General features: G+C 35.8%; 28 protein-coding genes. 8 read left to right on the top strand and 20 right to left on the bottom strand.

Going from position 1 to position 24,839, the window contains the following annotated elements:
• Positions 1–25 precede the first annotated feature (25 nt).
• Positions 26–181: a hypothetical protein gene (locus tag ACKVQX_RS06480; protein ID WP_156422350.1), complete on the top strand. Its 156-nt coding sequence runs from the start codon at positions 26–28 to the stop codon at positions 179–181.
• 259 nt (positions 182–440) lie between these two features.
• Here ACKVQX_RS06480 and ACKVQX_RS06475 read toward each other — a convergent pair whose 3' ends face one another.
• Positions 441–782: a hypothetical protein gene (locus ACKVQX_RS06475; protein WP_338837912.1), complete on the bottom strand. Its 342-nt coding sequence runs from the start codon at positions 780–782 to the stop codon at positions 441–443.
• Positions 783–971: 189 nt separating this feature from the next.
• On the bottom strand, positions 972–1,760 hold the full coding sequence (locus ACKVQX_RS06470; RefSeq protein ID WP_409136116.1) for a TrmB family transcriptional regulator: 789 nt from the start codon (positions 1,758–1,760) through the stop codon (positions 972–974).
• Between the two features lie 94 nt (positions 1,761–1,854).
• Between ACKVQX_RS06470 and ACKVQX_RS06465 the strand changes: the two genes are divergently transcribed.
• The 3 genes from ACKVQX_RS06465 to ACKVQX_RS06455 all read left to right on the top strand — a co-directional run bounded on the left by ACKVQX_RS06465 (position 1,855) and on the right by ACKVQX_RS06455 (position 3,929).
• Positions 1,855–2,625 (top strand): sulfite exporter TauE/SafE family protein, encoded by a 771-nt coding sequence (locus ACKVQX_RS06465; RefSeq protein ID WP_409136115.1) that lies wholly within the window; start codon positions 1,855–1,857, stop codon positions 2,623–2,625.
• Between the two features lie 42 nt (positions 2,626–2,667).
• Positions 2,668–3,153: a DUF1572 family protein gene (locus tag ACKVQX_RS06460; protein ID WP_285215030.1), complete on the top strand. Its 486-nt coding sequence runs from the start codon at positions 2,668–2,670 to the stop codon at positions 3,151–3,153.
• Between the two features lie 65 nt (positions 3,154–3,218).
• A complete protein-coding gene (locus ACKVQX_RS06455) occupies positions 3,219–3,929 on the top strand; it encodes a metallophosphoesterase (protein ID WP_409136114.1) in 711 nt (236 codons plus the stop codon).
• 43 nt (positions 3,930–3,972) lie between these two features.
• On the opposite strand, the gene ACKVQX_RS06450 is transcribed toward ACKVQX_RS06455, so the two are convergent.
• Positions 3,973–4,611 carry a DUF1269 domain-containing protein gene (locus ACKVQX_RS06450; protein WP_068453265.1) on the bottom strand — a complete coding sequence of 213 codons (639 nt, stop codon included), beginning with the start codon at positions 4,609–4,611 and terminating at the stop codon, positions 3,973–3,975.
• 149 nt (positions 4,612–4,760) lie between these two features.
• Here ACKVQX_RS06450 and ACKVQX_RS06445 point away from each other — a divergent pair, with 149 nt between their 5' ends.
• Positions 4,761–5,489, top strand: a complete 729-nt coding sequence (locus tag ACKVQX_RS06445) for a MerR family transcriptional regulator (protein WP_409136113.1) — start codon at positions 4,761–4,763, stop codon at positions 5,487–5,489.
• A 109-nt stretch (positions 5,490–5,598) separates the two neighbouring features.
• On the opposite strand, the gene ACKVQX_RS06440 is transcribed toward ACKVQX_RS06445, so the two are convergent.
• Positions 5,599–5,844 (bottom strand): hypothetical protein, encoded by a 246-nt coding sequence (locus ACKVQX_RS06440; protein ID WP_082701406.1) that lies wholly within the window; start codon positions 5,842–5,844, stop codon positions 5,599–5,601.
• Positions 5,845–5,956: 112 nt separating this feature from the next.
• Here ACKVQX_RS06440 and ACKVQX_RS06435 point away from each other — a divergent pair, with 112 nt between their 5' ends.
• Positions 5,957–6,184, top strand: a complete 228-nt coding sequence (locus tag ACKVQX_RS06435) for a hypothetical protein (RefSeq protein ID WP_068453261.1) — start codon at positions 5,957–5,959, stop codon at positions 6,182–6,184.
• 57 nt (positions 6,185–6,241) lie between these two features.
• Here ACKVQX_RS06435 and ACKVQX_RS06430 read toward each other — a convergent pair whose 3' ends face one another.
• Both ACKVQX_RS06430 and ACKVQX_RS06425 read right to left on the bottom strand, forming a co-directional pair.
• A complete protein-coding gene (locus tag ACKVQX_RS06430) occupies positions 6,242–9,313 on the bottom strand; it encodes an AAA family ATPase (RefSeq protein ID WP_068453259.1) in 3,072 nt (1,023 codons plus the stop codon).
• Complete coding sequence (locus ACKVQX_RS06425) at positions 9,313–10,455, bottom strand: exonuclease SbcCD subunit D (protein ID WP_068453257.1); 1,143 nt, start codon at positions 10,453–10,455, stop codon at positions 9,313–9,315. The genes ACKVQX_RS06430 and ACKVQX_RS06425 overlap by 1 nt, the downstream gene beginning before the upstream one ends.
• Positions 10,456–10,577: 122 nt before the next feature.
• Between ACKVQX_RS06425 and ACKVQX_RS06420 the strand changes: the two genes are divergently transcribed.
• The gene (locus tag ACKVQX_RS06420) at positions 10,578–11,045 is read left to right on the top strand and encodes a hypothetical protein (protein WP_068453255.1); all 468 of its coding nucleotides are present in this window, start codon (positions 10,578–10,580) and stop codon (positions 11,043–11,045) included.
• A 563-nt stretch (positions 11,046–11,608) separates the two neighbouring features.
• Here the strand turns inward: ACKVQX_RS06420 and ACKVQX_RS06415 are convergent.
• The 4 genes from ACKVQX_RS06415 to ACKVQX_RS06400 all read right to left on the bottom strand — a co-directional run bounded on the left by ACKVQX_RS06415 (position 11,609) and on the right by ACKVQX_RS06400 (position 14,736).
• Complete coding sequence (locus tag ACKVQX_RS06415; protein WP_068453253.1) at positions 11,609–12,949, bottom strand: sodium-dependent transporter; 1,341 nt, start codon at positions 12,947–12,949, stop codon at positions 11,609–11,611.
• Positions 12,950–13,109: 160 nt separating this feature from the next.
• Entirely contained in the window at positions 13,110–13,421 is a 312-nt protein-coding gene (locus ACKVQX_RS06410; protein ID WP_068453251.1) for a DUF3784 domain-containing protein, read from the bottom strand.
• A complete protein-coding gene (locus ACKVQX_RS06405; protein ID WP_068453249.1) occupies positions 13,418–13,759 on the bottom strand; it encodes a zinc ribbon domain-containing protein YjdM in 342 nt (113 codons plus the stop codon). Before ACKVQX_RS06405 ends, ACKVQX_RS06410 begins: the two co-directional genes overlap by 4 nt.
• 194 nt (positions 13,760–13,953) lie before the next feature.
• Positions 13,954–14,736 (bottom strand): alpha/beta hydrolase, encoded by a 783-nt coding sequence (locus tag ACKVQX_RS06400; RefSeq protein ID WP_409136112.1) that lies wholly within the window; start codon positions 14,734–14,736, stop codon positions 13,954–13,956.
• Between the two features lie 593 nt (positions 14,737–15,329).
• On the opposite strand from ACKVQX_RS06400, the gene ACKVQX_RS06395 reads away from it, so the two are divergent.
• A complete protein-coding gene (locus tag ACKVQX_RS06395; protein WP_068453246.1) occupies positions 15,330–16,133 on the top strand; it encodes an enoyl-CoA hydratase/isomerase family protein in 804 nt (267 codons plus the stop codon).
• A 13-nt stretch (positions 16,134–16,146) separates the two neighbouring features.
• Here ACKVQX_RS06395 and ACKVQX_RS06390 read toward each other — a convergent pair whose 3' ends face one another.
• The 10 genes from ACKVQX_RS06390 to proB form a co-directional block, all read right to left on the bottom strand.
• Positions 16,147–16,998, bottom strand: coding sequence for a hypothetical protein (locus ACKVQX_RS06390; protein ID WP_409136111.1), 852 nt, complete (start codon positions 16,996–16,998; stop codon positions 16,147–16,149).
• Entirely contained in the window at positions 16,979–17,821 is an 843-nt protein-coding gene (locus ACKVQX_RS06385; protein WP_336663642.1) for a Cof-type HAD-IIB family hydrolase, read from the bottom strand. The genes ACKVQX_RS06390 and ACKVQX_RS06385 overlap by 20 nt, the downstream gene beginning before the upstream one ends.
• 106 nt (positions 17,822–17,927) lie before the next feature.
• On the bottom strand, positions 17,928–19,616 hold the full coding sequence (locus ACKVQX_RS06380; RefSeq protein ID WP_087680188.1) for a methyl-accepting chemotaxis protein: 1,689 nt from the start codon (positions 19,614–19,616) through the stop codon (positions 17,928–17,930).
• Positions 19,617–19,759: 143 nt separating this feature from the next.
• Positions 19,760–19,981, bottom strand: coding sequence for a hypothetical protein (locus tag ACKVQX_RS06375; protein WP_068453238.1), 222 nt, complete (start codon positions 19,979–19,981; stop codon positions 19,760–19,762).
• Positions 19,981–20,388 (bottom strand): hypothetical protein, encoded by a 408-nt coding sequence (locus ACKVQX_RS06370; RefSeq protein WP_409136110.1) that lies wholly within the window; start codon positions 20,386–20,388, stop codon positions 19,981–19,983. Before ACKVQX_RS06370 ends, ACKVQX_RS06375 begins: the two co-directional genes overlap by 1 nt.
• Positions 20,389–20,558: 170 nt before the next feature.
• Complete coding sequence (locus tag ACKVQX_RS06365; protein WP_131004894.1) at positions 20,559–21,041, bottom strand: hypothetical protein; 483 nt, start codon at positions 21,039–21,041, stop codon at positions 20,559–20,561.
• A 115-nt stretch (positions 21,042–21,156) separates the two neighbouring features.
• The gene (locus tag ACKVQX_RS06360) at positions 21,157–21,678 is read right to left on the bottom strand and encodes a hypothetical protein (protein ID WP_409136109.1); all 522 of its coding nucleotides are present in this window, start codon (positions 21,676–21,678) and stop codon (positions 21,157–21,159) included.
• A gap of 117 nt (positions 21,679–21,795) precedes the next feature.
• The gene (locus ACKVQX_RS06355) at positions 21,796–22,242 is read right to left on the bottom strand and encodes a CoxG family protein (RefSeq protein ID WP_087680190.1); all 447 of its coding nucleotides are present in this window, start codon (positions 22,240–22,242) and stop codon (positions 21,796–21,798) included.
• Positions 22,243–22,349: 107 nt separating this feature from the next.
• On the bottom strand, positions 22,350–23,597 hold the full coding sequence (locus tag ACKVQX_RS06350) for a glutamate-5-semialdehyde dehydrogenase (protein ID WP_068453230.1): 1,248 nt from the start codon (positions 23,595–23,597) through the stop codon (positions 22,350–22,352).
• Position 23,598: 1 nt separating this feature from the next.
• Positions 23,599–24,699: a glutamate 5-kinase gene (proB, locus tag ACKVQX_RS06345; protein ID WP_068453228.1), complete on the bottom strand. Its 1,101-nt coding sequence runs from the start codon at positions 24,697–24,699 to the stop codon at positions 23,599–23,601.
• Positions 24,700–24,839 lie beyond the last annotated feature (140 nt).

Raw genomic sequence — 24,839 nt, 5'->3', positions numbered from 1 at the left:
ATTATGTTTAAAGGAGTCGGCATAGATGGCACAAATGAATGAATTAGATCGCATGATGCTTATGCGTAAATTAGCAGAATTAGCAAAAATGCTAGAAGACAAAACTGTTACAGAAGAACAATATTTAAAAGAAAAAGAAAAATTAATGGAGATGTTACGTAAGTTTAATATGGACATCTAGCCTATAAAAAGAGTCTTTTCAGGCTCTTTTTTCTATTTCCACAAAAAAAGGCTAGGACAAAAGTATTTTCAACATAGCAAATCAATTTCCGCTTCGAAAAACGCTTTCCGCGGGCATGGCTTCAAACTCCTCGTCACTACGTTCCTGTGGGGTTTTCAGCTCATGCTGTTCCCGCAGGAGTCGTTTTCTACGCATTCAATTGATTTGATTATTCGCATTTGAGACATATTATTTTGTTCTGTACCAGGCTCTAAGCACATTATTTAGTTGAATCCATAATCTTCTTTATACACTTTGAATAATCCTCTGTTAAAAGATATAAAGTCTCTGTATCTTCTGTATCCATAACAGCTACTTTCTCTTGATTTAACCACATAAAGTAGCTTTTATCTCCTAGCTCCACTTTATATTCAGGGTCCATTATATCGACTTTTCCCTTTTGCTTTTGTAAATGCGTAAAAGCCTGTTCAAAAGCTTTTATTTCTTCATCTGATTTAAACGTAACGACAGAATTTTTTTGAACTTGATCAAAACTCTCCATTTTATACACATCGACTTGTTTTACTTCACCTAGCTTATTACTACAAGCACTTAATATCATGAAAACACTCAAAATAGAAAATAACAAAAGAATCTTTGAACACGATTTTTTACCATATGTACCCTTCATGGATGGCAATCCCCTTTCAAAAAGAACGCGTATTTTAATATCTCTATAACTAAAATACCATTAATAGGTATTTATGTATTTATAATACCATTTTTGTATAGAGGCAAATTTTCTACGTGTTCAGTATCCTTGTAGGAAAAATGCTGCGCGCTGTTCTTTCACCCACTCTTCTAGTGTATCTTGACTACGGTGTACTAAACGGTTTACGAGGACATCATGCCATATGTAATCTTCTAATAAACGAATGTGTATAGGGTCATCTGTATAAAAGGCAAGTGGTCGCTCTTTTAGTGAAGGGCCATAAATCATATGTATACTATCAACCGATACGATAAACCAGCGACTCGCTGTTGGCTTCTCTGTAAAATAGGTCGCGCGGTGACGGTCAACTGTCGGTAAACCATTCTCTACATGTAGTGTAATGCCATGCACCGTTACTTTTTTCGCTGCTTCTTCTAATACAGGACGTAATAACTCGTAAACATCATCCCACATCGAAATTAAAATTTTCTCCTTTGCTTGTCCAATTAACGTACGACAGTAACTGAGAATCGCTTCTTCTTCTTGTAAATGAAGAACGGTCGGTTTTTCTTGTTGCTTTTTTTCTTCCAATTCTTTTAGTGTATCCGATAGTTGTGTAAATTCATGTTGCCAACTTGTTGCTGTCTTTTGTAAAAACACTTCGACAGGCAATGCTTGATAACGGACTTTATCCGTTGCTTCTTGTTTTGATACGATTCCTTTTTCAACAAGACTATTCAACACATCATAGATACGCGCGCGTGGAATTCCTGAATCTTTACTAATTTGATACGCCGTCACATCGCCATTTTGAATGAGCGCTAAATACGCTTTCGATTCGTATTCTGTATAACCTCTTTGCTTTAAAATCTCAATAATTCTCTGCATATTGCCACTCCTCTCTTTTTTCTGAATTCTTTATTTACAAGTATACCATAATTAGTTACTATTGTGATAGTAACTAACGAAAGGACTTATTCTTATGCCATTTGATTTAGATTCACAACTACTACTTATGCTGCTCATCGCAGGTTTCGCCGCTGCCTTTATCGACTCAGTTGTTGGCGGAGGCGGATTAATCGGTTTACCTGCTCTCATGTATTTAGGATTAAGTCCTGCCACTTCTGTCGCGACGAATAAACTCGCTGGCATGGTCGGTTCTCTTACTTCTACTATTACATTCTATCGTTCTGGGAAGCTCGACATTAAAGCCGGATTACAATACTTCCCACTTACATTCTTTGGTGGACTACTCGGTGCTTTCTCCGTCCACTTAATGAATCCTGAACTTTTAAAACCTTTAATGCTCATTATGTTGGCGCTCGTTCTTGTTTACACCATTTTCAAAAAAGATTGGGGCACGATGGAAAAAATTGCGCAACATTCCAAACAAAAAATGTTTACATTCGTCATCATCTTATTTTTAATTGGTTATTATGATGGGTTTTTAGGTCCTGGGACTGGTTCTTTCTTAATCTTCGCCTTTTTAACGATGGGGCATGACTTCTTAAAAGCTGCTGGCAATGCAAAACTGATGAACTTCGGGAGTAACCTTGCTGCACTGTTCATGTTCGCTTTTCTCGGTCAAATTAATTATGCTTACGGTATTCCAATGGCGATTGCTCAAGTATTCGGTGCGATTGTTGGTTCTCGATTTGCTATTCGTCAAGGCTCTGGCTATGTTCGTGTTCTTTTCATTATTGTAACCGTCGTATTATTAGCTAAAAATACATATGATTACTTTTTCAAATAAACGGAAGTTTTGTTATACTGACATCATAAGGAGCTGGTCAACATGAGTATTTTTTTAAAAGCAATATTACAAGAAATGGATAAAATTAAAAAACAAGGTGACGGTACACTTGTGCAATTAACGGAAGAACAATTGTATTTCGCACCTGATTCAGAGTCAAACAGTATCGCTGTACTCGTTCAACATATCGCTGGTAATATGCGTTCACGTAGTACTGATTTCCTCACAACAGACGGTGAAAAACCGTCGCGTGATCGGGATGCAGAATTCACTCATCACAGACTTTCAAAAGAAGAACTTATGCAAGAATGGGATGACGCATGGGCGATTTTTTACGAAACTGTTCATGCACTTTCACAAGAAGACTTACTCCAAATGGTTTCGGTAAAAGGGAAAGAAACACCCGCGATGGCTGCTTTAATGACACAACTTGTGCATTATGCTGGGCATATCGCGCAAATGATGTATGTTGCAAAAATGCAATTACAGGAAGATTGGCAAACACAATCGATTCCAAAGAAAAAATAAGCAATTTTGAAAATGAGGTTCTTGTAGCCTCATTTTCTTCTATTTTCACAAAGGGGATGACAGAATTGAAGACATGTTTTGTAATGAGTGATATTCATGGGATGGATGATGCTTTTGAAACACTACTAAAAAAATGGGATCACGAAATACCACTCATTCTTTTAGGGGATTTAATGGACCGTGGTATGGGTTCACGTCACGTATTAGAAAGAGCATATGAACTTTCAACACAATATAATGTACGTCTTATTCGAGGAAATCATGATCAGATGTTTTTAGATTATATTGATTTAAAAGAAAAGCCCGAACGCTTTTTACGTAATGGCGGCGACGTGACATTACAATCACTTATTTCAGTCGATTTTACGAATTGGTCGCGTGCGCAGGTTGCCGATTACTTAAAAGAACATTATGCAAAAGAGATTACATTTTTACGAAATAGTCGCTACTTTCTTATATTTGGAAAAGTGTTATTCACGCATGCAGGCTTTAATAGTGACTTTGCAGATTTCCAACATACAACAGAAGATGAATTCATCTGGATTCGAGAACATTTTAAAAAGCAAAATCAAACGCCCTATGTGAATGTATTTGGCCATACACCAACGCATTACATACATGAGGCTGAAAAGCATTCTATTTGGACGAATGAACAAAAAAGCTACATAGGGATTGACGGTGGCGCTGTATTCGGTGGACAGTTGAATGGTGTGTTACTCGATGAACATGGACAAATTCAACAAGTATTTGAAGTCAAAACACCAAAATTTTCATAATAAAAAGCAAGTGTCATGAAAATTAACGACACTTGCTTTTCTTTTATGCTTCTGACTGTGAATCATCTTTATGCTTTTTATTTTTCTTTAAATGTTCAAATTGACTCTTAATTTTTTCTTTATACGCAGCTACCTTTGCTTTACGCTCTTCAGAACGCTCTGCTGATAGTTTTTGACGTGTTTGCTTTTCCATATCTTTTTGTAATTGTTGTGCATGTTCAACTTCTTCCGTTATTAAAGCTGCATCATATCGAACAATACGTGTTTCATGCTCATTTAGTAGTTCATCTAAGAACTTTTCATCTGTTTCTTGTACGAGCGCGATAATGGCTACATCTCCATCTTCTAAACGTGATGTCATCGCCCCAATTAATGATGAGTCCGTTTCCATCTCATCCATTTCTGAAATCGAGCCAACAATTGCACCTACTCCTAAACCGAGCAACATGCCAATTGGACCTCCTAAAATACCAATCAAAGTACCAATTAAGCTACCTTTTAATGCATTTTCATTCGATGTCATATAATCATCTAATGTTTGAAGCTGTACACCATTGCGCTTAATTAAAATTGCATTGGAAATCGTTGTACTCCCAATAACACCTTCACGTTGCTTTAATTGTGTAAATGTTTGATATGCTTCACTCTCTACCTTATTATAACTAACAACAATATTTTCCACTCTAATCTCTCCTCACTTTTTATATTAACCGAGCGTTCTTACAACTCTCTCCTTTTATACCCTTTCATACCAAAAATACACGTCACTTTCGATATATATATTGACTTTTACGTTACGTTAGACTTTATAGTGGTTTTAGAAAGGAGATGATGATAATTTATAAAATCAAACAATTAGCTGATTTAGTCGGTGTATCTGTTCGTACTCTTCATCACTACGACGCTATTGGTTTATTGCCACCTACAACTGAAAATGATGCAGGTTATCGACTTTATAACGATGATGCTGTTGATCGATTACAACAAATTTTATTTTTTCGAACACTTGGATTTTCACTCAAGCAAATTCAACAGATGATGACACAAGACGCGTACAATCAACTCGAAGCTTTATATTTTCAAAAACAATTAGTCGAAGAAAAAATAAAACAGTTTGAACGTATGGCGCAAACGATTCAGCAAACGATTGAAGCAAAAGAAGGAGGTATTCATATGACAAATGAAGAAAAATTTAATGGATTAGATTTTAAAAAGAATCCATATGAACAAGAAGCACGTGAAAAATGGGGAGACGAAGCAGTCAATCAATCCAAAGAACAGATTGCACAATTCAATGATGAAGCCTTACAAGAAAAGTGGCAACAACAATGGACGCGCCTAGCAGCGATTCGCCATGAAGCTATTGACTCTCCGACTGTTCAACAAGCGATGAAAGAGTTCTATTACTTTTTAAATCAATATTTTGGGAACTATTCAAAAGAGGCGTTTCGCGGTTTAGGTCAGCTATATGTACAAGACCCTCGTTTTAAGTCACAGATTGATGTGTATGGTGAAGGGTTAACACAATTTATGAGTGAAGCAATGCAACAATTTAAATAAACAAAACTTTTTTAGCGTTCGCAACGAAAAAACTGGAACCACGCCACAGCGCGATTCCAGTTTTTCTTATGCTATATTTTTACACTTACAGTCTCTTTCTCATGAAAATTCAATCTTCTTTTAAACCAAGTAGTTCTGTTTTTGATGGTGATTTTTGTAAATCTTGTTGTAACTCTAAACGTAAACGCTCTGTTTCAAGTTTAAAGTTTTCATTCTTTACATGCTCCAGCTTTAACTGTTTATCAAGCATTTGCTGCTCTATTTTCATTGTGCGTTCTTTAAATTTTAAACGCTTGACATAGACATCACTACCGATTGCTACACAAGCCACGATAATAATCATTACCCACATCATATTGAATCACACCCTTTTTCTATTTTATACGAATGACTCGCAATTAAGTTTCACTATGATTCAGAACACGTTATAATAAAACTAACTCTATTATACAAAAGGATGTTAGATTATGGAAGGTTCAAAGAACGATATTCAATTAACAGAACAAGAAAAAAGTGTCTATACGTATGCATTTCGAGATGAGTTTAAAGGAATGGGCATCGATCCTGCGAAACAAGATTACTACATCGATAAGATTTTAAATGCAAGTGATGAAGCGATTCTTCATTTACGTAAAAATGGCGCGATTGCCATTGCACGTGAAGTAGTACAACCAAACAATATATTTGATGCTTAATATAAAAGAATCGCCCACTCATTGAGCGATTCTTTTTGTATACAGTATATTAAATGGCTATTTTATATTCCACGTTGTATGACTGTATCCTTCTTTTGTCTTACGAACTTCAAGTGTGGCTGGAACCGTTTCTTTTAATTCTGCAACGTGCGAAATAATCCCAATCATACGCCCCGTTTTTTGTAAATCGACTAATGTATCAATTGCTTTTGAAAGTGCTTCTTCATCTAATGTACCAAAGCCTTCATCTACAAACATCGTATCCATTTGGACATTCCCTCGGAAACTTTGAATGATATCACTCATACCTAGTGCTAAACAAAGAGATGCATTAAATTGTTCGCCACCTGATAATGTTTTAACATCACGTTCTTGACCTGTATAAGCATCATATACATCTAAACTCAAACCAGATTGCTTACCATTCGAATCGACGCGCTCACTACGAAGCAGGCGATACTGTCCATTGGTTAATGGCACTAATCGTTCATTCGCCGCTTGTATAATTTGCTCTAAATATTCAATTTGCAAATAACGCTCAAACGAAATTTTTTGTGCATTTTTCCCCGCCATTAAGTCATATAGTTGAATAATTTGACTTGCTCGTTCTTCTAATTGCGCTGACTTCTCTTGCGCCTGTTCTAAATAACGAATAAAGCGAGTAATAGATTGGCGATAGCTTTCAATTTGATGAAGTTGCTTCACGTATAAATCGACTTGTTCTTTTATAGTAAGTAGTTCTTCTTTTAGCACCTCAACATTCTTCTTCTCTGCCTGTGCTAAATGTTGTTGTTTTTCTAAATATTCTTCCGTCGCATAGCGTTCTTTTTCATACTGTGTAATTCGTTCTTGAAGTGCATTCATTTGAGCTGTTTCTAAACGTGCGGCTGTATATTCTTTTCCGTCTTGGAAGCCTGCTGCTAATACTTTTTCTTGTAGTTGTTGTTGCAATTGTGATAGCTGCTCCTGTGCTTCTACATGCTGTTGCTTCATATTTTGCACATTTGCTTCTTGCGTTGTATGTTGTTGCATCGCTACTTCATATGCTTCATTAACTTGTTTTGTTTGTTGCTCATATAGCGCTACTTGCTGTGTAATTTCATGAATCGCTTCATCAACTTGTTGTTTCGTCGCAAATGCCACGGGTAATTGTTGCTTTTTGTCCTGTAATTGTAGCTCTGTTGTATGAACGGTCATTTGGAATTGATTTACTTGTTGTAAACATACTTGCTGTTGTTCACGTAATTGCTCCACTTGTTTGCGGAATTGCGTTAACTGTTGTTGTAATTCCTGCGCCTGTATTTTTTGTTGGTTATTCTTATTAAGAGTTTGTTCAAGTTTTTGAATTGTTTCAACATTTGTTGCTTCATCATATGCAACCGTTACTTGTTGTAATGCCTCCGCCGTTTTTTGCATATCGCTATTTAAAATATCTACTTGTGTTTGAATCTGACGTGCTTTTTGCTCTGCTTGTTGTTGTGTTATTTTAGCTTGCTCAACGATTTCTTTCGTGATTTTCCCTGTTTGTGTTTGTTGTATCTTTTCTTTCACTGTATTTCCACATACGGGACAAATTTCGCCTACAACTAGTTGTTCTGCTAAGACATACGCTTGATTAGCAAGCCATTGTTCTTCTACTTGATGTAGTTTTGTATTTTGCTCTTGTAACTGCGTACTGGCCATGTCATGTTGTGTTGTTAACTCTTTTAGTTTATGGCGCTGCTCTCGCTGTGCAGATAATAGTTGTTCTACTTGCTTTAGCTGTGTTAACTGTTCGTAGTAAGCTGTTTCGTCAATCAACTGCTTCATCAATACATCATACTGTTCCTCTGCTTGCTTTACTCGCGTGATTGCTTGTTGTAATTGGATATCATATTGTTCTTTGTTTGTTGTTGCTTTCGCTAATTGATGTTGCTGTTCTTTATACTGCTGTTCTAATTGATTAACCGCTTCGTAAAATGGTAAAATACGTTGCCATTCACGTAATTGTTCTTTTTGTTTTTCATAAAGAGGCAATTGCTGTTCTATATTCGCCTGTGCTTCTTTTGCTACATTTCTTTTTTCAATCGCTTGTTGTAATTGTTGTTTTGCAAACGCAACACGCTCTGTTAATTGTTCCGTTCGTTTTCGTTGTTCACGAAAAGCTTGCTCATACGGAATAATATGCTCTGCTCGCTCCGCTTGTTTCAACTGCTGTTGAATCGACTCTATTTCCGCTTCGCGTTGTAAAAGCTCTTTATACTTCGCTGCTACTTTTTGATATTCCTCTAATGTTAGGTTAAACTGCTCTGCCGCATGTACCATCTGTTGTTTCTCTGTAAATAGCTGTTGTTTCTCTGCATGAACGGTTTGTACTTTCTTTTCTTCTGCCTCATAGTACACTTGTTCATGTTGTAACCCTTCAATGATTTGTACAGATGATTGATACTCTTTTGCAAATACATGAAATAGTGGGCGATCCGCTTCTGGTAATGTTTCTTTTATTTGACGAATAAATGTTGCACGCTCTGTTTCTAACGCAAGTAATTGCTTTTCAGCTTCTGTTTTTTTATCTTTTAAGCGTTTTGTCATTTCTTCAAAATGTTCTGTTTTAAAGATTTTACGCAGGATTTGCTCCTTATTGCGTGAATCGGACGTTAATAGTTTACGAAATTCCCCTTGCGGTAACATAACAATCTGTTTAAATTGTTCTTTTGTTAAGCCAATAATCTCCTCTAAACGATCGTTCAAATCACGTACACGATGCGAATCAAGTACAGGAATCTCACCCTCATCTGTTATCTCAACAAATTCCGTTTTCTCACCTGTAGCTGTCTTATTTCCTGCTTTTACATGGGCTAATTGGCGTAAAATACGATAAGTCTTCCCCTTCATTTCAAACACTAATTCAATCGCTGTATGCGTATCATCTGCCGCAAAATTACTACGATGTGTTTTCGCATTTTCACGCTCTTCACCACTTACACTTCCATAGAGTGCAAAACAAATCCCATCAAAAATCGTTGTTTTCCCTGCGCCTGTCGCACCTGAAATGACGAAAATTTGATTACCTTGTAGTTTCGTAAAATCAATAGTTTCTTTCTCTTTATATGGACCAAATGCAGTCATACTTAAACGAATTGGCTTCATTATTCTGCCTCTCTTTCTTTACGCAGTTCTTCTTCTACTAATTCTTGAAATAACTGAGTCATCGCTTCATTCGGCTCTGAACCTGTAATTTCAGTGTAGAAGGAATGGAATAAGGTTTCCGTATCCATCGCTCGCTTATTTTCAACAGGTGCTACTTCTAATGCCCCTTTTATAATAGGGCGTTCAATATGCATCGCATTCGGAAAGACCGTACGAATTTTCTCCATTGGTGAAAGAATTGGTGCTTCATCTAGTAATGTCACATACACATAATCTTCACTTGCAGCTAACTTTAATAAATCTTCCATAAATCCTTCGATTCGTCGTAAGTCACGAATCGGTTCTAAAGGAATCTTTTCAATCGCTACATTCCCTTTAGCGTCTAACTCCAGCATGAGAACACCTTTTTGATGGGTTGCTTCAGATACACTATATTTAAGCGGTGAACCACTATAGCGTATTTTTTCATGGGCAACAAAATGCGCTTGATGTAAGTGACCCAGTGCCGTATAGTTGAATTTTTCAAATAAACTCGCATCAATACATTCTGAACCACCAATTGATAATGGGCGCTCTCCTTCATCTGGATTCTCCTGTTGTTCACCATTCTTTGTAACGAAAGCATGGGCGATGCAAACTGAACGATTTGTTGTAGGCTGAATTGCTTCCATAATTGTTTCCATTGCTTGCTGATTCGTATGTACATCCTCTTTTTCAAATACATAGCGAACTTCTTGTGGGTCAGCAAATGGAATCAGATAAAAATCAACAGCTCCATGTTCATCTTCTAAACGAATGGGTGTCATTTCTTTTGCTAGTTTTCCTTTTACATATAAGCCACTTTCTTTAAATAAAGTCGAGCCAAAATCAACACGACTCGTACTATCGTGGTTCCCTGCGATTGCTAAAAGAGGAATTTCACGATTCTTTACAATCTCCTCAAAGACATCATCTAATAGTTGAACTGCTATTACAGGCGGTACGGAACGGTCATATAAATCTCCTGCGATTATAATCGCATCGGGTTGTTGTTCATCAACTACTCGAAGGAATTGTTGTAATATATATTTTTGATCTTCTAACATGGATGTTCCTTGCACAGTTTTACCTAAATGCCAATCAGCTGTGTGTAAAATTTTCAAAGAAAACACTCCTTTTTTTATTTTTATTTAGTTTATCATGTAGTTTGTGCATTTTTTTGTACATCTCTTTCTCTTTTTATTATATACTAAGTAAAAGATTACGAATAATGGAGGTTTTTTCTATGTACATATTCATTTTTGCTCTTTCGGCTTTAATTTTGCTTATTTTGCTTGTGTTCTTCATTATTAAACGTGCAGACCAAACAGCAAAACCTGTATCAAATATTAAGTTGGCTTTCTATCATCAAAATGGAAACCTTGATTTTTACGTTACAACAGATAATGAATTTATTAGTCGCATTCACAATCATCAGTTCAACTTACAAGACGTAGAACGCATTGAAGCAACAGCAGATGAAACCATCGTATTTGAAAAAACACGCGATCATGTACAACTCGATGCAGAAAAAATCGAAAAATTATTCAAAAATCACGTAGGCTATGTGACGTACCAAATCTATTTAAAAAATAACGAAAAAATTGAAGCAGTTGTCGATGTTGCAACGAATAAGCGACCAAAACAACGCGAAGAATTAAAGCAAAGTTTAAATAAATTAACGAATCTATTAAATCAATTAGAGATGAATTAATACAAATAGAATGGGATATACGCGTAAGAACAACCTTTCGTATGAGCATAAAAACTGGAATCGCACTGTAGTGCGGCTTCAGTTTTTTGTTGTAAATGTTATCCAACCTTTTTTCTAAGAAAAAAGGTTGATCTTATTGTACGAATTAACAGCACGCACGCTTCTCTAAACGGAAAGCTAATAATGCCCTGTTTCCCTTTAAACGGCGGCGATTCCCTTTCGTGCGCAGTTTTGTCCCTTTCAAATGCGACATTTCCCTTTCGTGCGCGGTTTTGTCCCTTTCATCGGCGACGATTCCCTTTCGCGCGCGATTTTGTCCCTTTCATCGGCGGCGATTCCCTTTCGCGCGCGATTTTGTCCCTTTCATCGGCGGCGATTCCCTTTCACGCGCGGTTTTGTCCCTTTCATCGGCGACGATTCCCTTTCACGCGCAATTTTGTCCCTTTCAAATAATCTAATTCCTTAATGAGCATAAAAAAACTGGAATCGCGCTGTGGCACGATTCCAGTTTTTCGTTGCAAATGTTAAAAAGGGAATTAAAATGTTTTGTCCAACCTGTTTCATTATGATTTGATTAAGAAAAACATGACGATGATAATCACAATTGGTACAACTGTATACATCAGTGTGCGCCATAATGTATACCAACCTGTCGATAGTTGACTACTTGCTAAAAATTCACGTTTTGTAAAGTTCTTGTCTACTTTATACATGATAAATAGTGCGATACAGAGATTTCCTAATGGTAATAATACATTACTCACTAAAAAGTCAGTGGCATCAAAGACTGTTTTACCGAAAACATGAAAATCAGCTAATTTGCTTGATGATAAAGCAGCTGGAATTGCCGCTACAATTACAATAACACCTAAAAACCATGTAATTTTCTTGCGTGCATTCGGATACTTTTCTTGCAGAGCTGCAACAATAATTTCATATAAACTAAACGATGATGTTAATGTCGCAAACAAGAATAATAATAAAAATAGTGCAAAGAATAGCTCACCAAATGGTAACTGTTGAAAAACAGTTGGTAATACAACAAATAATAGCCCTGGGCCTTCAGATGCTTTTAATCCAAAAGAAAACACAACTGGGAAAATTGCAAGACCTGCTAATAAAGATACGAAAATATTCATTAATACAACTGAACCTGCTGCATAAGGTAGACTTTCATTCTTTTTTAAATACGAACTATATGTCACCATACATGAAAATCCAACTGCTAATGCAAAGAAAGCTTGTCCTAATGCATATAAAACTGACTGGAATGTAATCGCTGAAAAATCAGGCTTTAAGAAGAAGGATACCCCTTCCACCGCACCTGGTAATGTCAGTGCACGTACGACTAAAATAACAAAGAAAATAAATAGTAATGGCATCATTACTTTATTTGCTTTTTCAATACCATTTTGAATCCCTAATCCTACTACAAGTACATTAAACAATGTAAAAATAATTAATCCGATAATTGTCATCATCGGTGAACCCGTTACTTCTCCAAATAAAGCACTTGCATCTAAAGATGGCGTGATGATTTGACCGACTAATGCTTTTCCTGTATAAACGGCAATCCAACCACCAATGACGCTATAGAAGGATAAAAGCAAGAAACAACCAACGACGCCTAATCGCCCAATCCATGTCCATGCTGTTCGCGGTGCCAGCTTTTTATATGCTGATACTGCTTCTTTCTGTGTACCACGTCCAATAATAAATTCCGCAATTAACATCGGTAAACCAATCGCCAGTGTAAACAAGACAAACAGTAAGAAGAATGCTCCTCCTCCACTCGTCCCTGTTACATAAGGTAGTTTCCAAATTGCGCCTAAACCAATCGCAGCTCCTGCTGATGACAGTATAAAGCCTAACTTTGTTGACCACTGTCCTTTTCTCTCATTCATTCAAATGCCTCCATTACTCTACTCAGCTCAGCAATACAAAGGATTGCGAGTTTAAAACTTCTCCTTATTATTTTATCATGTTAAAAAAATAAATTCATTACCGTTTCAACACAAAGAAAAAAGAGGCTAGTTCATTCCCTAACCTCTCTACAATTCCTTATTATGTTCGCTCGTAGCGATTACCTGTATTCATATAAATTAATCCAATGATTGTCGCTAAAATAATGCCAGCTGTTCCTAAAATAAAGTAGATCTCTTGATTCCATAATGCGCCCGGAAGAAAGAGGACAAGGGATAGTGTAATCGCACCTGTCATTTTCGAAAAGTCTTTGCACATGCGTACAGTATTCACTTTTTCCTTTTCTTCTTTTGAAGCTGTATTATAGCCTGCAATGAGCATCTCACCTTTTCCAAGAGCAAAAACAATCGTTAATCCTAGAAATAAAAGAATAACAAGGAAAAGTACAATCATATTTTTTTCACATATTCAGACTTAATATAAAGTGTACCAATACCATCAAATTTACTTTCTAAGTTATGACCATTTGGACCATCAACTAAACGAATTTTCGCTTTTGTGCCAACTTTTAAAGGTCCTGAACCACCTTTAACTTTTAAATCTTTTATAATTGTTACCATGTCACCGTCTTGTAGTTCATTTCCGTTGACATCGCGTGTTTTCGCAGACTCTTCTGCTTCTTTTTGTGATTCAGCTGTCCATTCATGCGCACACTCTGGGCAGACGAAAAGATTTCCATCTTCATATGCATACTCTGACTGACATTGTGGACAATTTGGGATATTTGCCAAATTCCTCACCCTTTCTTTTTTCTTCTCTTTTATTATAAAGGATTTTTTAGTTAATTAGGTCAATTATGCTATTTTCGTCAGAAATTCGCCCTATTTTACATAAAAAAAGCGAGACATACAATATGTCTCACTTTTATATTACAAATATAATTCAGCTTATTCTCTCAACAAATCTTCTGATGACTGACTATGTACTATAGTGCTTGTACAGATGAGTTTGTTGCTTCTGCTGATGCTTGCCAATCTAATTGATCTAGGAATTCTAATGTATCTTGATATACTTGTTCGCGTTCTTGACCAAGAGTGATAATGTGACCTGAGTTTGGATACCAAATGATTTCTTTTTCTGTTGTATCTACTGTATCAAAAATGAATGGTGCTGATTCTTGGTATAGTGCATCATCTAGTTTACCTTGTAATACAAGTGTTGGAGTGTCGATTTCACCGATTTCATCGCTTGTATGTTCAATCATTTTTTGAATTTCCATAATTGCGTGGCGATCCATGTTTTCTAACTCTTTTAATTCTTTAGCAATTGTTTCTTCGGCTTTGCCTTCGAATTTTTTATACACTTCAGCGTATTTGTATAAACGCTCGAATAAACCGTCACTTGAACGACGTTTAATTGGTGCACACATTGATACAACACCTTTAACAGGGAATTCCGCGCCCACTTTTAATGTAAACACGCCACCTAATGAAATGCCGACTACTGCGATTTCTTCATAGCCTAAGCTTTTTAAATGATGGTAGCCGCTTGTTACGTCTTCCCACCAATATTTTGCGCCGTAACGAAGAATTTCTTCAGGGCTAACTCCGTGACCACGATACATTGGTGCGTGACATGTATATCCCTTTTTATTTAAAAATTGTCCTAATTTTTTTACATCCTTCGTACTACCAGTAAACCCGTGAAGTAGGAGGACTGCTCTTTTTCCGCCTTCAATTGTAAATGGCTTTGGTGCAAGTAATTTCATTTTATGTGGCTCCTTTTTTTCTTAATTTGAACAAATCACTTTTTTAAAAAATTTATTAATTTTATTGTTCGCTCAAATTTTGTTCACATTTTTAACTTACATATACTCTAACACCACATTTCCATAATGTACAGTATATTAGCTTATTATTTTCTATGCATTTTTGTAATAGGTATGATGTCTTGAAATCTCGAGAAATCCTGTTATATCAACGTTCGTGAATATTTTCACACACTTTAAATTTTGTCTACTATTTTCACTTATTTTTCATTATTTTTTGAACTAAAACCTCTAACATATTGATAAGTTGTTACTTTCAAATGTTGATTTAGCGTATATAAGACTCATAAATACCTCTTTTTTTAGTATTTTTCTATCATAACACCTATTTTTATTCTAAAAAATAAATTTTCACGAAAAAGGTAAGCGTGTATGAGCTTCCTTTGCTTTCCTAAATGATACACGAACATTTTTTATAGCCCCTATTAAGATTTATCATAGATCTTTTCATGCATCGTTTTTATAGATCAGTTCTCTAAAAGTAAAATCTGTACTATAATAGTTATATTGGATACACAAAGGGGGAGTACAACATGAAAGTTTCAACAACAAGATTAGAAAAAGAAGATGCAAAAATTGTTTATCAAGAAACGGCAGGACTCGCGATTATTACAATCCATCGACCACAAGCTAAAAATGCATTAACCGCAAATATGTGGAATGAGCTACGTTTAATTGCGCTACAAGTACTTAAAAATCCAAAGAATAAAGTATTATTAATTCGTGGATCAGGGAATCAATTTACAGCTGGATCGGATATTAAAGAGTTCAATTCCATCTCTTTAGAAGAAGCTGAACAAGCTTTTGTTCACATGGAAAAAACGATTTCAACAATCGAGCGATTAGCCATTCCAACAATTGCGGTTATCAATGGACCTGCAATGGGTGCTGGACTTGAATTAGCACTTGCATGTGATTTACGTATCGGTAGCGATCAAGCTAAGTTAGGTATTCCTGTTGGGAAGTTAGGTATTACATTGAATAATCAGTTTGCACAACGACTTGTTCAATTAATTGGACCATCTATGACGAAAGATTTAGTGTATACAGGGCGTATGCTTAAAGCAGAAGAAGCCGATCGACTTGGTTTACTTAATTATTTAGTGGCGGAAAAAGATTTAGACCGTTATGCGATTCGAATTGGGAAGCTCGTTGCTTCTATGTCTCCAGCTTCTCTACTTGCAGTCAAACAATCGGTACAAGAGTGTGTGGATTCTGCTCCAAGTCTATGGACAGGCTCAACACCATTTGTTGATTCACATGACTTCCCAGAGGGTGTACGTGCTTTTGTCGAAAAACGTCCTGCTAGATTTACACGTAAAATAGAAGAACAATAAAAAACAAGCTGCTCTAGTGTTCAACTACTGCAGCTTGTTTTTTTATTTTTAATGGCTTTTTTTGCGAAGCTAAATGCTCGACTTGAAGATCAATCGTGTCAAACTCAATTTCAAATTGTTCGTCAAAAGCTTGATTAATTTGCTGTTGTAACATGTATAATTTTTCATCCATATGCTCTGTCTCATCACTTGAATAAACAAGTACTAATTTCGTAATTGGTAGTGGATATAGCGTAAATTGTAATTTTGTTACATCCATAATATATGGAGAATCTTCACATACTTGACGTATGCTTTGTGTAAAGTCTTTTGTTTTATAAACCAGTAAGTCTTCATGAAAATCAGGCTGAACAATCGTTGTTTCACCGATTTTTTCTTTTTTCGTTGAGAAAATTTCAAACCCTTTCATCACTAACCGTTTAAAGAAATTTTGTTGCACTTCAACGAACGGAACAGGCATAATATGCTTTCCTTCTGTTTTTCGTATAAACTTCGCCATCTTCATTTGTTTCGATGTACGGTATTCGTCGATATGATAGAAGTGTTCAATCTCCCCTACGCCTAAACGCTCTGCAATTCTGATTGTCATACGATCCGATGTGCCAATAATCATGAGTTTTTCTGGTTGTACTTCCTGTAAAGCTACTCGCACTTCTTCTACATGTGCATCATCGGAAAAAATCGCACGTTTCACTGCTTTAAATGCACTTTTTTCAAACTTCGCTGAGGTTCCTGCTTTTCGACAACCATTCATAATGAATAAACCATCATCAATAATTGCATCTACCCCTAATTGATGTGCTAATTCAAGTGCAAAAGAACTTTTTCCTGTACCACTCGGTCCACTAAAAGAATAAACGTTCATTTTTTTCCCCTTTAATAATATACTTCTCTATTGCAGCGGCTACACCATCTTCAATATTTGTTAGTGTTTCAACTACGGCAACACGCTTCACCTCATCTACTGCATTCCCCATCGCAATCGGATAGTTTGCATAGTCAAACATCGATAAATCATTGATTTGATCACCAATTGCTGCAATATACTGCTGGTGAATACCAAGTATTTCCGCAAGTGTTTGTAGTGCGCGCCCCTTACTTGCACACATCGCATTCACTTCTACATTATGCGCAAAAGAAGTTGTCACTTGATATCCTGCTTCAATACATTGTTGAATTGCTGTATAACGTTCATGTTCATGTTTAAAAAATAAATTAAATTTTTCAACAGGTTCACATAATTCTTCTACGTATTGCACAACATTTTCTTTCGGTGTACGTGTCTTTTTTAAAAAGTCTGTATGCTGACTACCACCATATGCTTCAAAATGTTCATAATAATAAGGTTCTACTAAGATTCCTCCTAGCATAAAAACTTCCATACGTACGTCAAATTGTTGAAAACCTTTCATTAAGGTGATAGCTTCTGTTGATGTAAGCGCACATTCAGATAGCTTTTCTTTTGTTTGACGGTTCCAAACTGCTGCACCATTCGATGTAATGATATAACGTATATTCGGTATATATTGTAGTTCTTCTGGTAATTCTGCAATCGTCCTTCCTGTACAAATAACCACTTCCACATTGGACGGTACGCGGTTTAATACGTCAATTGTGTGATGTGTAATTTGCAATTCAGAATTTAATAATGTTCCATCTAAGTCAATGGCAATTAAGCGAATATCCATTGAATTCACCTCATACTCTATTTTATCATATCTATTTAAACTTCTAATTGAAAAGAAGGAATTGCCCTCTAAGCAACCCCTTCTCCTTCTTTACTAATCGTTATTTCTATACTTTAAACGATTGTGTTAATTCATGCAATTCAATCGCTTGTGAAGAAATTTCTGCTACAACGCTATTAATTTCTTGTAGTGTGGCAGTTTGCTCTTCTGCTGCTGCTGTAATACTTGCTGTTGCTGTTACCGCACCACTTGCATGTGAAGCAATTTCAGATACAGAAGCTGTTACTTCTTCTGTTCCAGCAGATAATTCCTCTGACGTTGCTGTCACATCTTCTAATTGCGTCGTCATTTGACCTACGCTTTGTTCAATACTGCCAAATGCTGTACTTGCATTCTCAATAATGTAAACACCTTCTTTTACATTCTTTAATCCTGTTTGTACAGACTCTGCTACTACTTCTGTATCTTCTTGGATTGTCGCAGTTAATTGAACAATTTGACTTGCCGATCTTTTCGATTCTTCTGCTAGTTTACGCACTTCTTCTGCCACTACTGCAAACCCTTTGCCATGTTCACCAGCACGAGCTGCTTCAATCGCGGCATTGAGTGCAAGTAGATTCGTTTGTTCAGTAATATCTGTAATAACTTTTGACATGCTTTGGATTTGACTTGTCTGTTCTGCTAAACGATGAATTAATTCATTCGTTTGATTTGTAGAACTTGCAATTGTATCCATCTGGTTTTTAGCTACTTTTAAAATATCTGCTCCGTTAATCGCTAAAGCATTTGCTTCTTTTGCATGGTCAAATAATTGTTGAGATGACTGCGCAATACGCTGTACGCCGACCGCTGTCTCCTGCATTGCTTCTGCACTATCTTGCGCATTCGCTGCTGAATCTGTTGCTGCAGATGCTGTTAGTTCTACTTGTGAACTTACTTCTTCTGCTGCTTTTGAAACTTCATGTGTACTTGCAGATAACTCTTCAATTGAAGCACTTAATTGTGCGGCATTATCCGAAATACCTTGTACTAAATTTTTTGTATTATATTTCATTTCATTAATTGAATCTGCTAATTCTTGAATTTCATCTTTTGTATTTACTTTTAAATCTGGCTCTGCATAATTACCAGTAGCTAATACTTTCACATTTTGAACAGTTCTTAAAATTGGTTTTACGACTGAGCGTTTAATATAAAGAACAAAGAAAATAGCTACAATTGCACTTAAAATCCCTACAATAATTGATAATATTTTCGATATCATCGCTGTACGTTGTAAGTCTGATTTTGCATGTTCTAATGTTGCACGTTCTTTTTTCTCAATTTGTTTAACTGATTCCATAACACTAATATTAATAGATTTTGCTTTATTTAATTCAGCAAAAATAGCTGATTCATCTGAATTATCGTCTACTGCTTTAATTAAACTAACACTTACATCATTAAATTCTTGATCACGCGCTGTAATCGACTCTACACTTTTCTTAATGTCTGAATCGTTTTTTGTGATTTTTTGTAAGTTTTGTACTTGTGCTGTCGTTTCATCACGTACACTCTCTAAAGAAATTTTCGCTGTATCTGACTTTGTCAGAACATAATCACGAAGTTGAATTCCTTGCATCGCAATCAAATATTTTACATCAGTTACTAAGCTAATATTATCAAAGCTTCCTTGTACTTCATCTTCAAAACTTTTTTCAATTGCATCTAATCGATTATATGTAAATACCATCATAATAATCATTAAAACCAACAATGTAATATAGCCTAAACTTAATTTTTTTTGTATAGACAATTTTTTTCCCCCATCTGCATATAAAATATTTGTTGATAAAACTTATATTACATGGCAACGAGACTTTTCGCATGGTTATTTATACCTATTTTTAGAGATTTAAAAATAAAAAAGCAGGAAATAAATTCCTGCTTTTTTTAAGATTAAAATTTTTTCGCTGAAATTTGCTCGCTTACATAATTTTTTATGTATGTAATCGCTTCTTTTGATAAAGTACTTTTCGTAGGGTGGACTAAATCCCCATAAATGATTCCATCTACAACACGAACCATTCCTTCAAATTTTCGGTTATAATCTGTGCCTTTTAGTTCGATAAAGAGTGTTTGATTACCATGCCAAGCAAAATCGACTACATATACATGCATTATTTACGCTTCCCCTTCAACTTTTCTTGTTGCTTTTTTAATTCTTCTTCCTTTGCTTTTTCTTGTTGTACACGTTTCCATTGCATACGAAGTTGAAGTGCACTTAAAGCTAAAATAATAATAAAGAACGGCTGCGTTACGGATAAACCAAGCTCTGAATGTCCTCCAAATAATGGTAGGACAAAAATTAAAATAAGAATGGCTGCAATAACCCGTACTTGTAACCAAAAGTTTTGTTCTAAATTTAATTTCTTTGTCGGTGTGAAACAGATGATAATTCCAATAATAAACACAATAATCATCACTGTTTTTGGAACAACCGTCCAAATATGCCAATTACTAAAGAAATCCATACATAGTAATACAAGAACTAAAATATAGGCAATTAATTCTCTCATTATTTTCAATTCATTTCCCCCCTTAAAACCATTCATAGCATAGCATAGAACAGCTTTTACATGCTACCCTTACTCTATTTTCCTTCTATTAAACATGAAAGCTACTTTCCAACTTTTTCTTATAAATACTAAAAAGAGTCTCAGCATTTTATGTGCTGAAACTCTTTTATCGTTAAAGTTTATTGTACACCTGTAATTTCTTTTAGCTTTTTCAATACATCTGGATGCGCTTCAACTGTACGTTGTGGTGTATCTAGACTATTGATTGCATTATGCGTGTAGTAAATGTAGCCTTTTTCTGTAATAAAGAAGCTATAAGGGAATGGTTTACGTGGATCACGTTCTTTTTTGTTTTCAAAGTAGAAGAAATACGAATCAACGTCTTTGATTTCTTTTTCTGTATTCGTAATTGTACTTTGTTTTGTTTTTAGACCGTCTACTGCACGTAAAATCTCATCCATTTTTTCTTTGTCTGTTAATGTAACTGTTTTTGACTTCACTTCTTTATTGTTTTCAATGGTTTGAACCTGTACAGAAATGAATTCTTTACCGCTTGGTACTTCCATTGTTTTTTCTGATTTCCCAGAGAAAATCACATATAGAACGCTTAATACGAGTAAAATAATAATAGCGAATGGGATTAACTTTTTAATGACCAACACTTCCTAACCCTTAATTTCAGAATACCCCTTCATTATAGACTAGCTTACAGAATCTTGCATGATAGAAAACCACTTTTTTCGTTAGAAACATGAAAAATTCATGTTTTTGCCATAATTAAGCGCCGATAAAGAGTGCGGCTTGTGCAATCGCTAAAAAGAGTGCTGGGTTTTGGAATGGGCTGTCTTCTAACATCTCAAACGTAATTCGGAATGTATCTTTTTCTTCTATATAATCTGCGCGCCAACGGGCAATTGTTTTTTCATTATAAAGAAATGGTGACCAGTCTTCTCGATTCATCTCTAGTGTCATCTGTTCTTTTTTATTTGAAATCATCAAATCTGGAATCAACTCTTTCCAACCGATATAAGCAATTCGATAAAGTGGTTGCCCTTCCTCGATGGCATCGTAATAAATTTTACCTTTACGTTGAATTTTTTTACATGTTACAGGTGCAAAACCTTCAATTTTTGTGTCAATTTGAACAAAATATTTTTGATCAAACATGCGATCAATTACTTTTTTTAAACCATTTGAATAAACACGTTGAATCGTTCCGACTTGTTGTTCGTCACAAATAATTGCTTCTTTTTCTGTATGTTGTAAATGTGCTGGAATTTCATAATAGTATGCTTGCATAAATCTGCTCCTTATTTCACTGTTCATTCCTTTACCATACGGGAATTAAATAGAGAAATCAAACTAAAAACTGCACCCGTCATTAAAAGGTGCAGTTCTCAATTTATGGTGTATGAATTATTTTGCTTCAGATTGAATTTTATTAGCTACGCGTTCTGTTAGCATTGATGTTGCTTTTGGTAATACAGCTGAAAAAATTGGATTTAACACAGGTGCTGCAATACCACCTGCTTTAATTTCTAAAAATCCTGACATCTCTGTATTTTGTGCATCGATTTCTTTTGCTGTAAAGTAGCCTGAACCTGTAAATTTATCTGTTAGACCTGTTAAATCAAATGAAATTTTAGATGGTTCTTCCCAGTTTGTAATATCTATTTGCACTTCAACTGATTTTTTTAACACGCCTACATTCCCAGCGAAAATCCATTTCGACTGCTTTTCATTGATCATTTCGTGATTGCGGTAGCCAGGCACTAACTTTGCCCACTTCTCCATATCACTTACAAATGCCCATACTTGTTGTTGTCCTGCTTTTACAGTTGTTGTGTGTGTTGCTGTTGCCATCTAAATCCCTACTTTCCTATCTTTACGAATAAATCTAGCTATGCTAGTGTTCACTTTATTATAACAAGCTTGCTTAAAATTACAAACGATGGGCATATTTGTTTGAATTATTGACGAATTTGCCCTGCTCCATCTATATAATATTTCTCAGAAGTTAGAGCTGGTAGCCCCATAGGTCCTCTTGCGTGTAACTTTTGTGTACTAATACCAATTTCAGCCCCGTAGCCAAACTCAAAACCATCTGTAAAACGTGTCGAGGCATTATGGTAAACAGCTGCAGCATCCACTAACTGTTGAAATCTCTTTGCATTATCTTGTAATTCCGTAACAATAGCTTCTGAATGCTTTGTTCCATACTTTTGAATGTGCTGAATAGCCTCATCTACCGAGTCTACTGTTTTTATACTTAGTGACATTGCTAAATATTCAGTGGCATAATCTTCATCTGTGGCAGAATAAATACGTGAATCCATGTTACAAATTGCTTCATCACCGTATAATGTAACATCTGCATCCAGCAATGCCTGAATTAATTCTTCACCATGTATTTCTACATATTTTCGGTGAATTAATAAACTTTCTGCCGCATTACATACCGATGTACGCTGTGTTTTTGCGTTAAGTACAATCTGTGTAGCCATCTGTGGATTTGCAACTTCATCAATATAAATATGGCAGTTCCCTGCGCCTGTTTCTAATACAGGAACAGTTGAATTCGCTACAACTGTATCAATTAACGCTTTACTACCACGTGGAATTAAAACATCTAAATATTCTTTCATTGTAAAAAGTTCACTCGCTGTTTGACGACTTGTATCTTCTATTAATAAGACTGCATCTTGTGGAATCGTTGTTTTTTCTAAAGCGCGGTGAATACTTTCTACTAATACTTGATTTGAATATTTTGCGCTTGAACTTCCTCGTAAGATGACTGCATTTCCTGTTTTCAATGTTAAGGCTGCGGCATCCACTGTTACATTAGGACGCGCTTCATAAATCATACCGATAACCCCTAAAGGTACACGACGTTTTTCGATATGTAATCCATTTTCTTTATCAATCACCTCAAGTATTTCACCAATCGGATCTTGTAATTCTACTACTTGTAATAAAGCATCATGAATAGCAACGAGACGGTCGTGATTTAACATAATACGATCTAGGACAGCCGAATCAATCCCTTTTTCTTTTCCTTCTATTAGATCGCGCTCGTTTTCTTGTAAAATATGTGCCTCATCTTGTAATAATTGTGCTGCAATCGCACATAATGCAGCGTTTTTTTCTTCTGTTGTACGCTCCATCATCGTAAAGCTCGCTACTTTTGCACGTTTTCCTTTTTCAATTACCTCTGACATCTTAAATTTCCTCCTTTACTACTGCTACAAAGCGATCACGATGAATCACTACATGATCATGTGCTAATTCGTCTGTTCTTTTTCCCATAGCTTGCATCAACTCTTCCGCGCTATATAAAACTTCACCCTTACCAATTAAATCACGTTCTCTGAAGACATCGACTACATCACCTGCTTCAAAGTTGCCTGTAACCAGATATACACCTGCTGGTAATAAACTCTTCCCATTTTCTAAAATCGCTTTTTCTGCACCTTCATCAATATAAATCGCTCCCTGTGTTTGAGAAAAAAGTGAAATCCATTGCTTTTTAGAAGATAATGATTGCGGAACTTGTCGCTCAATATACGTACCGTCTCCACGCTTTTCTATAATTTCGATGAGCTTTTCTGAACCTTCCCCTTTACCGATGAACACATTGACACCTAAGTCGTAAGCGGTTTTAGCTGCTTGTAATTTAGATTGCATGCCACCTGTGCCTACATTTGAACCTTCTGATGTTGCATATCCAAGTAACTCATCTGTAATTTCTGTTAAATAATCAAAACGTTTTGCTGTAGCATCCTTCTTAGGATTTGCTGTATATAAACCATTAATATCTGTTAAAATAATGAGCTGCTCCGCATGAACTAAACCACTTACAAGTGCTGATAATAAATCATTGTCACCAAACGTTAATTCTTGTAATGATACGGTGTCATTTTCATTGATAATTGGCAAAACATTTCGTTCTAATAGTTCCTCAATTGTTTCATGCGCATTTTGATAACGATGTTTCGACTGAAAGTCAGCGCGTGTCAATAAGATTTGTGCCCCTACATAACCGTACTGTGCAAGTGCTTTTGTATAGGCTTGAATCAGTAAACTTTGACCAACTGCAGCAGCTGCTTGCTTTCCTTTTACAGTAATTGGTCGTTGTGTGTAACCTAGTTGACGGAATCCACAAGCGACGGCCCCTGATGAAACGAGTACAACATCATAGTGTTTTTGTTTTAAAGCGGCAATCGCTGCTACATGTTCTTGTAGCTTTTCGTAATCTACTTCACCTTTACTATTCGTCAAACTACTACTTCCGATTTTTACAACAATTCGATTTTGGTACATATTTGTATTCCTCCATATAAAAAAGCCCTTATCATCCAATATTTTAAGGACGAAAAGGGCTCATTCGCGGTACCACCTTAATTGAACAAAGTCATACTTTGTTCCGCTCGATTCCGTTAACGCTGGAGTATGCGCCTATG

The organism is Kurthia sp. ISK08 (assembly GCF_046159805.1).
GTDB lineage: Bacteria > Bacillota > Bacilli > Bacillales_A > Planococcaceae > Kurthia > Kurthia gibsonii.
This window is presented reverse-complemented; position numbering and strand designations above follow the sequence as displayed.